At 55.0% G+C, this 13,039-nt stretch carries 11 protein-coding genes; 5 read left to right on the plus strand and 6 right to left on the minus strand.

Annotation, left to right across the window (positions count from 1 at the left end; translation table 11 throughout):
- Positions 1-9 precede the first annotated feature (9 nt).
- The gene (gene ppdD / locus USH94_RS09690) at positions 10-447 is read right to left on the minus strand and encodes a prepilin peptidase-dependent pilin (protein WP_111964028.1); all 438 of its coding nucleotides are present in this window, start codon (positions 445-447) and stop codon (positions 10-12) included.
- A 174-nt stretch (positions 448-621) separates the two neighbouring features.
- Positions 622-1,515, minus strand: coding sequence for a carboxylating nicotinate-nucleotide diphosphorylase (nadC, locus tag USH94_RS09695; RefSeq protein ID WP_111964027.1), 894 nt, complete (start codon positions 1,513-1,515; stop codon positions 622-624).
- An 87-nt stretch (positions 1,516-1,602) separates the two neighbouring features.
- Here nadC and ampD point away from each other — a divergent pair, with 87 nt between their 5' ends.
- Together ampD and ampE are read left to right on the plus strand one after the other, a co-directional pair.
- Positions 1,603-2,154 carry a 1,6-anhydro-N-acetylmuramyl-L-alanine amidase AmpD gene (gene ampD / locus USH94_RS09700; protein ID WP_111964026.1) on the plus strand — a complete coding sequence of 184 codons (552 nt, stop codon included), beginning with the start codon at positions 1,603-1,605 and terminating at the stop codon, positions 2,152-2,154.
- 9 nt (positions 2,155-2,163) lie between these two features.
- Positions 2,164-3,018 (plus strand): beta-lactamase regulator AmpE, encoded by an 855-nt coding sequence (gene ampE, locus USH94_RS09705; protein ID WP_111964025.1) that lies wholly within the window; start codon positions 2,164-2,166, stop codon positions 3,016-3,018.
- A gap of 18 nt (positions 3,019-3,036) precedes the next feature.
- Here ampE and USH94_RS09710 read toward each other — a convergent pair whose 3' ends face one another.
- From USH94_RS09710 to USH94_RS09725, 4 genes are all read right to left on the minus strand, one after another.
- Positions 3,037-3,987: a family 43 glycosylhydrolase gene (locus USH94_RS09710; protein WP_111964024.1), complete on the minus strand. Its 951-nt coding sequence runs from the start codon at positions 3,985-3,987 to the stop codon at positions 3,037-3,039.
- Positions 3,988-3,997: 10 nt separating this feature from the next.
- Complete coding sequence (locus tag USH94_RS09715) at positions 3,998-5,395, minus strand: glycoside-pentoside-hexuronide (GPH):cation symporter (RefSeq protein WP_111964023.1); 1,398 nt, start codon at positions 5,393-5,395, stop codon at positions 3,998-4,000.
- Positions 5,396-5,559: 164 nt separating this feature from the next.
- Positions 5,560-6,930, minus strand: a complete 1,371-nt coding sequence (gene aroP, locus USH94_RS09720; RefSeq protein ID WP_045355157.1) for an aromatic amino acid transporter AroP — start codon at positions 6,928-6,930, stop codon at positions 5,560-5,562.
- 46 nt (positions 6,931-6,976) lie between these two features.
- On the minus strand, positions 6,977-7,204 hold the full coding sequence (locus USH94_RS09725; RefSeq protein ID WP_111964022.1) for a hypothetical protein: 228 nt from the start codon (positions 7,202-7,204) through the stop codon (positions 6,977-6,979).
- A gap of 263 nt (positions 7,205-7,467) precedes the next feature.
- Between USH94_RS09725 and pdhR the strand changes: the two genes are divergently transcribed.
- The 3 genes from pdhR to aceF all read left to right on the plus strand — a co-directional run bounded on the left by pdhR (position 7,468) and on the right by aceF (position 12,929).
- Positions 7,468-8,232, plus strand: a complete 765-nt coding sequence (pdhR, locus tag USH94_RS09730) for a pyruvate dehydrogenase complex transcriptional repressor PdhR (RefSeq protein ID WP_008501960.1) — start codon at positions 7,468-7,470, stop codon at positions 8,230-8,232.
- A gap of 123 nt (positions 8,233-8,355) precedes the next feature.
- On the plus strand, positions 8,356-11,019 hold the full coding sequence (gene aceE, locus USH94_RS09735; RefSeq protein ID WP_028015529.1) for a pyruvate dehydrogenase (acetyl-transferring), homodimeric type: 2,664 nt from the start codon (positions 8,356-8,358) through the stop codon (positions 11,017-11,019).
- Between the two features lie 14 nt (positions 11,020-11,033).
- Positions 11,034-12,929: a pyruvate dehydrogenase complex dihydrolipoyllysine-residue acetyltransferase gene (gene aceF / locus USH94_RS09740; protein ID WP_111964021.1), complete on the plus strand. Its 1,896-nt coding sequence runs from the start codon at positions 11,034-11,036 to the stop codon at positions 12,927-12,929.
- Positions 12,930-13,039 lie beyond the last annotated feature (110 nt).

A 13,039-nucleotide genomic window follows, 5' to 3' on the forward strand; every position in this document is an offset into this window, starting at 1 on the left:
ATCCGCTCCTCAGTTGTTGTCGAAGCGGAAAACGTCTTCGCAGGCCTGTTTCAGGGCGCTATCAGCACCGATCTTACAGTCGCGCGTCCAGCCCGTCATACCGTTGCCGTCGTTCCACCGTGGCGTCATGGTTACCGTCAGCCCGTTAAGACTCTCCTGTCCTGTTAAGGTCACGGTCCCTTTTGCCACGCTCATTCCTGAAACGTAGCGTGTCGTGGTGGGGGAAGGAATACCGTTACTGCCGGCATCGCAGCTCTCCACGCCTCCGTGATCCAGTGCGCAAAGCTCAATGGCCGTGCGGTAAGGAACGAAGGTTTGCAGCATATCGGTCAGCGCCGCTTTGCGCAGGTAGTTCTGATAGGCTGGTACGCCGATGGCGCTCAGAATCGCGATAATGCCGATGACCACCATCAGCTCAATGAGAGTGAATCCGTGTTGTCTGTTCATATCTGCTCCTTACGTTTAGTGGCGCTACTCTGTCAGCGCGAAAGGGCAGATACGAGGGGCAAAAAAGTGAACGGGAAAGCACATTCAGAGAATTTATGCCGCGTTGCAGGGAAGAACAGCGGATATGCGAGCGGGGCTGAAATTCCCCTCTCCGCACGGAGAGGGGAGAATGCATTATTTGAAGCGCATTGAGAGGTCGAGGGCGCGAACGTGTTTGGTCAGCGCGCCGACGGAGATGTAATCCACGCCGGTTTCGGCGAATTCACGGATCGTTTCGAAGGTGACGTTCCCGGACACTTCAAGCTGGGCCCGGCCGTTAGTCAATTTTACCGCCTCGCGCATCTGCTCGGTTTCGAAGTTATCGAGCATGATGATATCGGCCCCGGCCTTAATCGCCTGCTCCAGCTCGTCCAGGTTTTCCACTTCCACTTCAACCGGCACATCAGGGTGCAGCCAGAAGGCCTTCTCCACCGCCTGACGCACGGAGCCAGAGGCAATAATATGGTTTTCTTTAATCAGGAAGGCGTCGGACAGGCCCAGACGATGGTTTGCGCCACCGCCGCAGAGCACCGCATACTTCAGCGCCGTGCGCAGGCCCGGCAGCGTTTTGCGGGTATCCAGCAGCTGGGTGCGGGTGCCTGCCAGCAGGTCAACGTAGCGACGTACTTCACTGGCGACACCAGAGAGCGTTTGTACAAAGTTGAGCGCGGTACGTTCGCCAGTCAGCAAGACGCGGGAAGGACCGTCCAGTTCAAACAGCGGCTGGTTGGCCGTAACTGCATCGCCGTCTTCAACGTGCCAGATAATCTGCACATCATCACCCGCCAGTTGAGTAAAGACCTCTTCAACCCAGCGCTTGCCGCAAAAAACACCCTCTTCGCGGGTGATAATGACCGCGTGGGAGCGCGTCTCTTTCGGCAACAATTGTGCGGTAATATCCTTTTCGGCATTAACATCACCGCCCAGATCTTCTTTCAAAGCATGGGAGACGCTTGCCGGAATATCCATATTAATACGTTCCAGAAGCGCTTCACGTCGGTGGTCGGGGTTGTAGCGGCGAGGCGGCATGATAAAACTCCAAATTGGTAACGAATCATAATATTGAAACATGCTACTCTGAACCGAGTCATTGCACCATACAGAAGGAGTTCCAGCATGTTGTTAGAAAACGGATGGCTGGTGGATGCGCGGCGTGTACCTTCGCCGCACCACGATTGCCGCCCGGAGGATGAAAAGCCCACACTGCTGGTGGTTCATAATATTAGTCTCCCGCCGGGTGAATTTGGCGGCCCGTGGATTGATGCGTTATTCACGGGAACGATTGATCCCGATGCTCATCCCTTCTTTGCTGAAATTGCACATCTGCGCGTATCGGCTCACTGCCTGATTCGTCGCGATGGTGAAGTGGTTCAGTATGTTCCTTTTGATAAGCGCGCCTGGCATGCCGGGGTGTCGGTGTATCACGGGCGCGAGCGGTGCAATGATTTTTCTATCGGGATCGAACTGGAAGGCACGGATACCACGCCCTACACCGATTCACAGTATCAACAGCTAGCGGCTGTGACCCGCACGCTTATCGGACTCTACCCGACCATTGCCGACAATATTACGGGACACAGCGATATTGCCCCGGCGAGAAAAACCGATCCCGGCCCGGCATTCGACTGGCCCCGCTTTCGCGCCATGCTTACCGCGTCGTCAGAATAAGGAGATACCATGACGTTGTTTACCATGCTGCTGGTCATCATCGCTGAACGCCTGTTCAAGCTCGGTGAGCACTGGCATCTGGATCACCGGCTGGAGGTGTTATTCCGCCGTATCAAGCACTTTTCCATGCTGCGTACGCTGCTGATGATGGCGGGTGTGATGGTGATTACGTTCCTGCTGCTGCGCTCGCTGTATGGACTCTTTTTCAACGTGCCGCTGCTGGTGGTGTGGATCCTGCTCGGCGTGCTGTGCATTGGTGCGGGCAAGGTGCGTTTGCACTATCACGCCTACCTGAAAGCCGCCTCCCGTGACGATGCCCATGCGCGCAGTGCCATGGCGAGCGAGCTGACCATGATCCACGGCGTGCCGCCTGACTGCGACGAGCGCGAGTTTCTGCGCGAGCTGCAAAACGCGCTGCTGTGGATTAACTTCCGTTACTACCTGGCGCCGCTGTTCTGGTTCGTAGTGGGCGGCCCGTGGGGGCCGGTACTGCTGATGGGGTATGCGTTCCTGCGCGCCTGGCAGACCTGGCTTGCCCGCTATCTGACGCCGCATGAACGCCTGCTGTCCGGCATCGATGCCATCCTGCACGTGCTAGACTGGCTCCCGGTGCGTCTGGTGGGCGTGGTTTACGCGTTAATTGGCCACGGTGAAAAAGCGTTGCCCGCATGGTTCGCTTCTCTTGCCGATCGCCATACGTCGCAGTATCAGGTGCTAACGCGTCTTGCGCAGTTCTCGCTGGCACGTGAGCCGCATACCGACAAGATTGAAACGCCGAAAGCCGCTGTCTCCATGGCGAAGAAGACGTCGTTTGTGGTGGTGGTTATCGTGGCGCTGCTGACTATCTACGGCACGCTGGTGTAATCCAGCGCGCCGCAAAGTTTAAAGCGTATCCGCGGGCGGGATGCCGAAATCAGGCATCCCGTTTTCATTCCAGCGGACAAGCTTCAGGCGGGTATGGCGATTCGGATCGTACAGCGGATCGCCCTCAATTTCGGTGTAATTCCGCGCGTGATACACCAGCACATCGTCCCCTTCCGGCGTTTGCGTAAAGCTGTTATGGCCCGGGCCGTACTGGCGATTTTCGTAGCTGGTAACGAATACGGGATGCGGAGATTTTTGCCAGTTCAATGGGTTTTGCGGATCCGCGTTCAGGTCTATCCACAGCAGCCCCATGCAGTAGTTCTCGTCGGTAGCGCTGGCGGAATAGCTGATAAACAGCTTATCGCCGTGAACCAGTACCGCCGGGCCTTCGTTGACCCAAAACCCGCGACACTCCCAGTCGTATTCCGGCTTGCTGAGCATCACCGGCTCGCCTTTCAGCGTCCACGGGTTCGCCATTTCACACAGATAAAGGTTGGAGTTCCCGGTGATATCCGGCGCTTTTTGCGCCCACAGATACCAGCGTTTCCCCTGATGCAAAAAGGTGGTGGCGTCCAGGGCGAAGGTATCGAAAGGCGTTTTGATCTGCCCTTTTTCCACCCACGTGCCGGTAAGCGGATCGCTGTCGGCACATTCAATAGCAAACATGCGGTGCTGGAACATCCCGAGCGCGTCGAGCGCCTGGGTGTGCGCCGCAGCAAAATAGATGCACCACTTCCCGTCAATGTGGTGCAGTTCCGGCGCCCAAATCAGCTGGCTCATTGGTCCGGTCTCGGGTTTACGCCAGACCACCACTTCTTCGGCATGACGTAAGCCTTCCAGCGACGCTGCGCGGCGGATCGCCAGCCTGTCGTACTCCGGCACGGAGGCGATAAAATAGTACTGCCCCTCGTGATGTAAAATGTACGGATCGGCGCGTTGTTCGATAAACGGGTTTGGCCAGGTTTGCATTCGGCTTTCCTTATTTAGTCTCAGCAGCTTTCAGTTCCTGATAATCGTTCAGCTCTTGATAGTTGTTGCGGCGTTTTTCCAGATCGGACTGGATCTGCTTCATGGTTTCACGATCCACCTTCAGCAGTCGTACTACACCCGCGGTAATTAAGTATCCAATGCCGGGAATGACGGTAAAGAGCAGCACGATCCCGTTAATGGCGTCCGCGCTCTGCGCTTTTGCTCCCGCATCATAACCGTACCAGGAGAGCAGGAAGCCGACCATCGCCCCGGCAATCGCCAGCCCCAGCTTCAGGAAGAAGATGTTGCCGGAGAAGCTGATCCCGGTGATGCGCTTACCGGTCTTCCACTCGCCGTAGTCGTCCACGTCGGCCATCAGCGACCAGTGCAGCGGAGACGGGATCTGGTGCAGGATGTTCAGCAGGAAGTAGAGCACCACGATGGTGACGGTGGCTTTCGGGTCGAAGAAATAAAAGGCGCAGGAGAAAATCGCCAGCACGATATTGGTCCAGAAGAAGACCTTTAGTTTGCACCAGCGGTCGGTCAGCACTTTTGCCAGCACGCTGCCGAGCATCATGCCGACGACGCCCAGGCTGATAAACAGCGTGGCGAAATGAGTGCTCTGACCCATCACCCAGGTAACGTAATACATGGTGGCCGCCATGCGGATAAAGCCCGGGCAGACGTTGCAGAGCGTCAGCAGCAGAATGCGCACCCACTGGTCATTCTTCCACACGTCTTTCAGGTCATTTTTCAGCTGGTCATTGGTCTGCACCGCCGGACGCACGCGCTCGCGCACGGTGGCGAAGCAGAACAGGAACATGCATGTGCCAATCAGCGCCAGAACGGTCATCGCCATCTGGTAGCCTTTGGCTTTGTTGTTCCCGCCAAACCAGTCGGCCATCGGTAGCAGCGTTAATGAGAGCAGCAGCGTGGCGATGCCGACAAGCACAAAGCGATACGACTGGCAGGCCACACGTTCTTTTGGATCGTTGGTGATCACCCCGCCCAGCGAGCAATAGGGGATATTGATGGCGGTGTAGGTAAGCGACAGCAGGAAATAGGTGACAAACGCATAGATAACTTTGCTGTTATAGCTCCACTCAGGCGTGGTGAACATCAGGATGCTGAACAGCGCGTAGGGGAAGGCGATCCACAGCAACCATGGACGAAACCGGCCATATTTGCTGCGGGTACGGTCAGCAATCGCGCCCATGATCGGGTCCGTTACGGCGTCAATCACGCGCACGGAAAGCAGAAGCACGCCGACCAGCGCAGGGGCGAGGCCAAAAATATCCGTATAAAAATAGTTAACAAACAGCATGATGGCGCCGAAGATGATGTTGCATCCCGCGTCGCCCATCCCATAGCCGATCTTTTCTTTTACTGACAGTTTGTTGTTATCCATCGACAGCTCTCCGGTTTACGGTATGGAGAGAATTATTTGCTGGCAAAGGAATATATGCGTTGCAGTATCAGGGCGGTGATATGGATAAATGCGCTGTGGACGTGAAAGTGTGAGAGAGGTAACAACGCGCGGCACCCGCAAAAGCAGGTGCCGCGAAGAGAGGCTTAGTGTGCCTTCATGGCATTACGGCTTTTCTGACTGAAGAGATAGCCCACGCCAAGGATCGCAATCCAGACCGGGATCAGGTAGACGGAAATCGCCATACCCGGGGTGATCAGCATAATCACCAGCACGGCTGCCATAAACAGCAGGCAGATCCAGTTACCCAGCGGATAGAGCAGGGCAGGGAAGCGCGTGGTGACGCCCTGCTGCTGTTTTGCGCGGCGGAACTTCATGTGCGCCAGGCTGATCATCGCCCAGTTGATGACCAGGGCAGAGACCACCAGCGCCATCAGCAGGCCAAACGCCGATTCCGGTGCCATGTAGTTAATGAGCACGCACAGCGCGGTTACGACCGCCGAAACAAGAATCGTGTTTACCGGCACGCCGCGCTTATCGACGTTGAGCAGCGCTTTTGGCGCGTTACCCTGCTGGGCCAGGCCGAACAGCATGCGGCTGTTGCAGTATACGCAGCTGTTGTATACGGAGAGCGCGGCGGTGAGTACAACGATGTTCAGGGCGTTGGCGACAAAGGTGTCGCCCAGCTCGTGGAAGATCAGCACAAACGGGCTAGTGTCGGCGGTGACGCGCGTCCACGGCAGCAGGGAGAGCAGCACGGCCAATGAGCCCACATAGAAGATCAGAATGCGGTAGATAACCTGGTTAGTGGCTTTCGGGATGCTCTGCTCAGGGTTGTCGGCTTCAGCAGCGGTGATGCCCACCAGTTCCAGGCCGCCAAAGGAGAACATAATGATCGCCATCATCATCACCAGGCCGGTCATGCCGTGAGGCAGGAATCCACCCTGTTCCCAGAGGTTGCGCACCGTGGCCTGAGGGCCGCCGTTGCCGCTGAACAGCAGCCAGCCGCCGAAGATAATCATCGCCACCACGGCAATGACCTTGATGATGGCAAACCAGAACTCCATCTCCCCGAACACTTTAACGTTGGTCAGGTTAATGGCGTTGATAATGACGAAGAAGGCCGCAGCAGAAGCCCAGGTTGGGATTTCGGGATACCAGAACTGAATGTATTTCCCAACGGCGGTCAGTTCGGCCATGGCAACCAGAACGTACAGCACCCAGTAGTTCCAGCCCGAGGCGAAACCGGCAAAGCTGCCCCAGTATTTATAGGCAAAGTGGCTGAAGGAGCCGGCGACCGGCTCTTCCACTACCATTTCGCCCAGCTGGCGCATGATCAGAAAAGCAATGAAACCCGCAATCGCGTAACCCAAAATAATGCCCGGACCGGCAGACTGGATAACGGATGCGCTGCCCAGAAACAGGCCGGTACCAATCGCACCGCCCAGTGCGATGAGCTGAATATGGCGGTTTTTAAGCCCGCGCTTTAGCTGATCGCCGTGCTGTTGAGCTTCCATTTGAAACCTCGTGTGTGGTTGTTATGTTCACGCTGAGCGTGTGTAATTATGAAAATCCATATTCTGTATTTATTTCTTTACGGTTAACGAGACCGAAAAAAGCGGAGATGACTTCCGTAAGCGCCAGAATAGTGGTAAGTGCCTGCGAATGCACCTGCTTTATGAAGGGGTGATGACGACTTGAATAAAAAGAAAGCATTTGTAAATCGGCCCGCTCGTTGTTCCTCTCCCAACCTATAGAATAGAAATGCGCCGTAAGTGGGCGAATTTTCATTATTTGCCTTGTTGAATCGCTTCAGATTGCAAAAACCCTCGTTTCATTATGGTTAAAACTCCCTCTTTGGGAGTAATCAACTCATTTGTGCAAAGTTACATTTCTGAAACGTTATTTCTGTAAGGTTGTTAAAATGTGCAGGGTTTACTGATTTCAATCAAAACCAATATGGACAGAAGGTGAATACTTTGTTACTTTAGCGATACGAAATAGAAATTGGTAAGACCAATTGACTCCGGGCAAAAAGGCGTAAGACAGGGAATATGGCCTACAGCAAAATTCGCCAACCAAAACTATCTGATGTGATTGAGCAGCAGCTGGAGTTTTTAATCCTCGAAGGGACTCTGCGCCCGGGTGAGAAACTTCCGCCAGAACGCGAGCTGGCAAAACAGTTCGACGTTTCACGTCCTTCTCTGCGTGAGGCGATTCAACGTCTCGAAGCAAAGGGCTTGCTGCTTCGTCGTCAGGGCGGCGGAACCTTTGTGCAAAACAGCCTGTGGCAGAGCTTCAGCGATCCGCTGGTAGAACTTCTCTCTGACCACCCAGAATCCCAGTTTGACCTGCTTGAGACCCGTCACGCGCTGGAAGGTATTGCGGCCTATTACGCCGCCCTTCGCAGCACTGATGAAGATCGCGTGCGTATCCGCGAACTGCATCAGGCCATTGAACGGGCACAGCAGTCCGGCGATTTAGACGCCGAGTCCAGCGCCGTCGTCCAGTATCAAATCGCCGTCACCGAAGCGGCCCACAACGTGGTGCTCCTCCATCTGCTACGCTGCATGGAGCCGATGCTGGCCCAGAACGTTCGTCAAAATTTTGAATTGTTGTATGCCCGTCGGGACATGCTCCCACTGGTAAGCAACCATCGCACCCGAGTATTCGAGGCGATAATGGCCGGGGAACCGGAGCAGGCGCGCGAAGCGTCGCACCGCCATCTGGCTTTCATTGAGGAAATCTTGCTGGACCGCAGCCGTGAACAATCGCGTCGCGAACGTTCATTACGCCGCATACAGCAACGAAAGGATTAAGCGCCAGGTACTTTTAGAGCGCGGCAACTAAACGCAGAACCTGTCTTATTGTGTTCTTGCCCAAGAGCACAATGGGACAGGTTCCAGACAAATCAACGTATTAGATAGATAAGGAATACCCCCATGTCAGAACGTCTCCAAAATGACGTGGATCCGATCGAAACTCGCGACTGGCTACAGGCGATCGAATCGGTCATCCGTGAAGAAGGTGTTGAGCGCGCTCAGTATCTGATTGATCAGCTGCTTTCTGAAGCCCGCAAAGGCGGTGTGAAGGTTGCTTCAGGTGCAGGGGCTAGCAACTACGTAAACACGATTGCCGTCGAAGACGAACCGGAATACCCGGGCAATCTGGATCTGGAACGTCGTATCCGTTCTGCAATTCGCTGGAACGCCATTATGACCGTTCTGCGCGCATCCAAGAAAGACCTGGAACTGGGTGGCCACATGGCGTCCTTCCAGTCTTCTGCGACCGTTTACGAAGTGTGCTTCAACCACTTCTTCCGTGCAGCGAACGAGAAAGACGGCGGCGATCTGGTGTACTTCCAGGGCCACATCTCTCCGGGCATCTATGCACGTGCATTCCTGGAAGGTCGTCTGACTGAAGAGCAGATGAACAACTTCCGTCAGGAAGTTCACGGTAAAGGTCTGTCTTCTTACCCGCACCCTAAACTGATGCCTGAATTCTGGCAGTTCCCAACCGTATCTATGGGTCTGGGCCCAATCGGTGCGATCTACCAGGCGAAATTCCTGAAGTATCTGGAACACCGTGGTCTGAAAGACACCTCTGAGCAGACCGTATACGCCTTCCTGGGCGACGGCGAAATGGATGAGCCAGAATCCAAAGGTGCGATCACCATCGCAACCCGTGAAAAGCTGGACAACCTGTGCTTCATCATCAACTGTAACCTGCAGCGTCTGGATGGTCCGGTAACCGGTAACGGCAAGATCATCAACGAACTGGAAGGCATCTTCGCAGGTGCTGGCTGGAACGTGATCAAAGTGATGTGGGGTTCCCGTTGGGACGAACTGCTGCGTAAAGACACCAGCGGTAAACTGATCCAGCTGATGAACGAAACCGTTGACGGTGACTACCAGACCTTCAAATCCAAAGACGGTGCCTACGTGCGTGAGCACTTCTTCGGCAAATATCCAGAAACCGCAGCCCTGGTTGCAGACTGGACTGATGAGCAGATCTGGGCCCTGAACCGCGGTGGTCACGATCCGAAGAAAATCTACGCTGCACTGAAAAAAGCGCGTGAAACCAAAGGTAAAGCGACTGTAATCCTGGCCCACACCATCAAAGGTTACGGCATGGGTGATACCGCAGAAGGTAAAAACATCGCTCACCAGGTTAAGAAAATGAACATGGACGGCGTGCGTTATATCCGCGACCGTTTCAACGTTCCAGTCACCGATGAGCAGGTAGAAAACCTGTCTTACATCACCTTCCCGGAAGGTTCTGAAGAGCACAAGTACCTGCACGAACGTCGTCAGGCGCTGAAAGGCTACCTGCCAGCTCGTCAGCCAAACTTCACCGAGAAACTGGAACTGCCAGCGCTGGAAGACTTCTCTCAGCTGCTGGAAGAGCAGAACAAAGAGATCTCTACCACTATCGCTTTCGTTCGTGCCCTGAACGTGATGCTGAAGAACAAGTCGATCAAAGATCGCCTGGTGCCAATCATCGCCGACGAAGCGCGTACTTTCGGTATGGAAGGTCTGTTCCGTCAGATCGGTATCTACAGCCCGAACGGCCAGCAGTACACCCCGCAGGACCGTGAGCAGGTTGCATACTACAAAGAAGACGAGAAAGGTCAGATCCTGCAGGAAGGTATCAACGAGCTGGGCGCAGGCGCATCCTGGCTGGCTGCTGCGACCTCTTACAGCACCAACAACCTGCCGATGATCCCGTTCTACATTTACTACTCCATGTTCGGGTTCCAGCGTATCGGTGACCTGTGCTGGCAGGCAGGCGACCAGCAGGCTCGCGGCTTCCTGATCGGTGGTACTTCCGGTCGTACGACCCTGAACGGTGAAGGTCTGCAGCACGAAGATGGTCACAGCCACATTCAGTCTCTGACTATCCCTAACTGTATCTCTTACGACCCGTCTTACGCGTACGAAGTGGCTGTCATCATGCATGACGGTCTGCAGCGCATGTACGGTGAAGCGCAGGAGAACATTTACTACTACATCACCACCCTGAACGAAAACTACCACATGCCGGCAATGCCAGCAGGTGCCGAGGAAGGTATCCGTAAAGGTATCTACAAACTCGAAACCATCGAAGGTAGCAAAGGTAAAGTTCAGCTGCTGGGCTCCGGTTCTATCCTGCGTCACGTTCGTGAAGCAGCGCAGATCCTGGCGAAAGACTACGGTGTCGGTTCCGATGTGTACTCTGTTACCTCCTTCACTGAACTGGCGCGTGATGGCCAGGATTGTGAGCGCTGGAACATGCTGCACCCAATGGAAACCCCACGCGTTCCTTACATCGCTCAGGTGATGAACGACGCGCCAGCGGTGGCGTCTACTGACTATATGAAACTGTTCGCTGAGCAGGTTCGTACTTACGTTCCAGCTGATGATTATCGCGTACTGGGTACTGACGGCTTCGGTCGTTCTGACAGCCGCGAAAACCTGCGTCACCACTTCGAAGTTGATGCTTCTTACGTGGTTGTAGCAGCACTGGGCGAACTGGCTAAACGTGGCGAAATCGATAAGAAAGTGGTTGCAGACGCAATCACCAAATTCAACATCGATGCAGAAAAAGTTAACCCGCGTCTGGCGTAAGAGGTAAAAGAATAATGGCTATCGAAATCAATGTACCGGACATCGGGGCTGATGAAGTTGAAATCACCGAGATCCTGGTCAAAGTAGGCGACAAAGTTGAAGCTGAACAGTCGCTGATCACCGTAGAAGGCGACAAAGCCTCTATGGAAGTCCCGTCTCCTCAGGCTGGCATCGTTAAAGAGATCAAAGTCTCTGTTGGCGATAAAACCGAGACTGGCAAACTGATCATGATTTTCGATTCCGCCGACGGTGCAGCAGCAGCTGCACCTGCGCAGGAAGAGAAGAAAGCCGCTCCGGCCGCCGCTGCTCCAGCAGCTGCCGCAGCTGCAAAAGAAGTGAACGTGCCGGATATCGGTGGTGACGAAGTTGAAGTCACTGAGATCCTGGTGAAAGTGGGCGATACCGTTGCGGCCGAGCAGTCACTGATCACCGTAGAAGGCGACAAAGCCTCTATGGAAGTGCCGGCTCCGTTCGCGGGTACCGTTAAAGAGATCAAGATCAACACCGGCGACAAAGTGTCTACCGGCTCCCTGATCATGATCTTCGAAGTGGCGGGTGCTGCCCCTGCTGCCGCGCCTGCACAGGCCGCTGCTCCGGCTCCGGCCGCAGCACCAGCCGCTGCTGGCGGCGCGAAAGACGTTAACGTACCGGACATCGGCGGTGACGAAGTTGAAGTCACCGAAGTGATGGTAAAAGTGGGCGACAAAGTTGCCGCTGAACAGTCACTGATCACCGTTGAAGGCGACAAGGCTTCTATGGAAGTCCCTGCGCCATTCGCGGGTACCGTTAAAGAGATCAAAATCAGCACCGGCGACAAAGTGTCTACCGGCTCTCTGATCATGGTCTTCGAAGTGGAAGGCGCTGCGCCTGCCGCAGCTCCGGCTGCCGCGGCTGCTCCAGCACCGGCTGCTGCACCGGCTCAGGCTGCTAAACCAGCCGCTGCCCCTGCTGCAAAAGCAGAAAAATCAGAGTTCGCTGAAAACGACGCTTACGTCCACGCGACGCCGCTGATTCGTCGCCTGGCGCGCGAATTCGGTGTTAACCTGGCGAAAGTGAAAGGGACCGGCCGTAAGGGTCGTATCCTGCGCGAAGACGTTCAGACCTACGTGAAAGACGCGGTGAAACGCGCCGAAGCTGCACCAGCTGCAGCCGCTGGCGGCGGTATCCCGGGCATGCTGCCATGGCCGAAAGTGGACTTCAGCAAGTTCGGCGAAATCGAAGAAGTGGAGCTGGGCCGTATCCAGAAAATCTCTGGTGCGAACCTGAGCCGTAACTGGGTGATGATCCCGCACGTTACGCACTTCGACAAAACCGATATCACCGATCTGGAAGCGTTCCGTAAACAGCAGAACGCCGAAGCTGAGAAGCGTAAACTGGACGTGAAATTCACCCCAGTGGTCTTCATCATGAAGGCGGTTGCTGCGGCTCTGGAACAGATGCCACGCTTCAACAGCTCCCTGTCCGAAGACGGCCAGAAGCTGACGCTGAAGAAATACATCAACATCGGTGTTGCGGTTGATACGCCAAATGGTCTGGTTGTTCCGGTCTTCAAAGACGTGAACAAGAAGAGCATCACTGAGCTGTCCCGTGAACTTACCGTGATCTCCAAGAAAGCGCGCGATGGTAAGCTGACTGCCGGCGAAATGCAGGGCGGCTGCTTCACTATCTCCAGCATCGGCGGCCTGGGTACCACCCACTTCGCGCCGATTGTGAACGCGCCGGAAGTGGCTATCCTCGGTGTGTCTAAGTCCGCGATGGAGCCGGTGTGGAATGGCAAAGAGTTCGTACCGCGTCTGATGATGCCAATCTCTCTGTCCTTCGACCACCGCGTGATCGACGGTGCTGATGGTGCGCGCTTCATCACCATCATCAACAACATGCTGAGCGACATTCGCCGCCTGGTGATGTAATCGAAAAGCCGGCCAGTCGGCCGGCTTTTTTCTGATAATCTCATGGTGTTTGTGAGGTTATTGGCGAAAGCGACAATTCGTGAGCCGTTTGTTGTTTCAAAATTGTTAAC

Origin of the sequence: Enterobacter sp. 148H3, assembly GCF_034107425.1 — a bacterium.
Lineage (GTDB): Bacteria > Pseudomonadota > Gammaproteobacteria > Enterobacterales > Enterobacteriaceae > Enterobacter > Enterobacter vonholyi.

Excerpts from the sequence above, each read along its gene's own strand:
- USH94_RS09715 (WP_111964023.1), bottom strand. The coding sequence starts at position 5,395 with ATGGATAACAACAAACTGTCAGTAAAAGAAAAGATCGGCTATGGGATG.
- aroP (WP_045355157.1), bottom strand. The coding sequence starts at position 6,930 with ATGGAAGCTCAACAGCACGGCGATCAGCTAAAGCGCGGGCTTAAAAAC.
- nadC (WP_111964027.1), bottom strand. The coding sequence starts at position 1,515 with ATGCCGCCTCGCCGCTACAACCCCGACCACCGACGTGAAGCGCTTCTG.
- pdhR (WP_008501960.1), top strand. The coding sequence starts at position 7,468 with ATGGCCTACAGCAAAATTCGCCAACCAAAACTATCTGATGTGATTGAG.
- USH94_RS09710 (WP_111964024.1), bottom strand. The coding sequence starts at position 3,987 with ATGCAAACCTGGCCAAACCCGTTTATCGAACAACGCGCCGATCCGTAC.
- aceF (WP_111964021.1), top strand. The coding sequence starts at position 11,034 with ATGGCTATCGAAATCAATGTACCGGACATCGGGGCTGATGAAGTTGAA.
- ampE (WP_111964025.1), top strand. The coding sequence starts at position 2,164 with ATGACGTTGTTTACCATGCTGCTGGTCATCATCGCTGAACGCCTGTTC.
- ampD (WP_111964026.1), top strand. The coding sequence starts at position 1,603 with ATGTTGTTAGAAAACGGATGGCTGGTGGATGCGCGGCGTGTACCTTCG.
- ppdD (WP_111964028.1), bottom strand. The coding sequence starts at position 447 with ATGAACAGACAACACGGATTCACTCTCATTGAGCTGATGGTGGTCATC.
- aceE (WP_028015529.1), top strand. The coding sequence starts at position 8,356 with ATGTCAGAACGTCTCCAAAATGACGTGGATCCGATCGAAACTCGCGAC.
- USH94_RS09725 (WP_111964022.1), bottom strand. The coding sequence starts at position 7,204 with ATGAAAATTCGCCCACTTACGGCGCATTTCTATTCTATAGGTTGGGAG.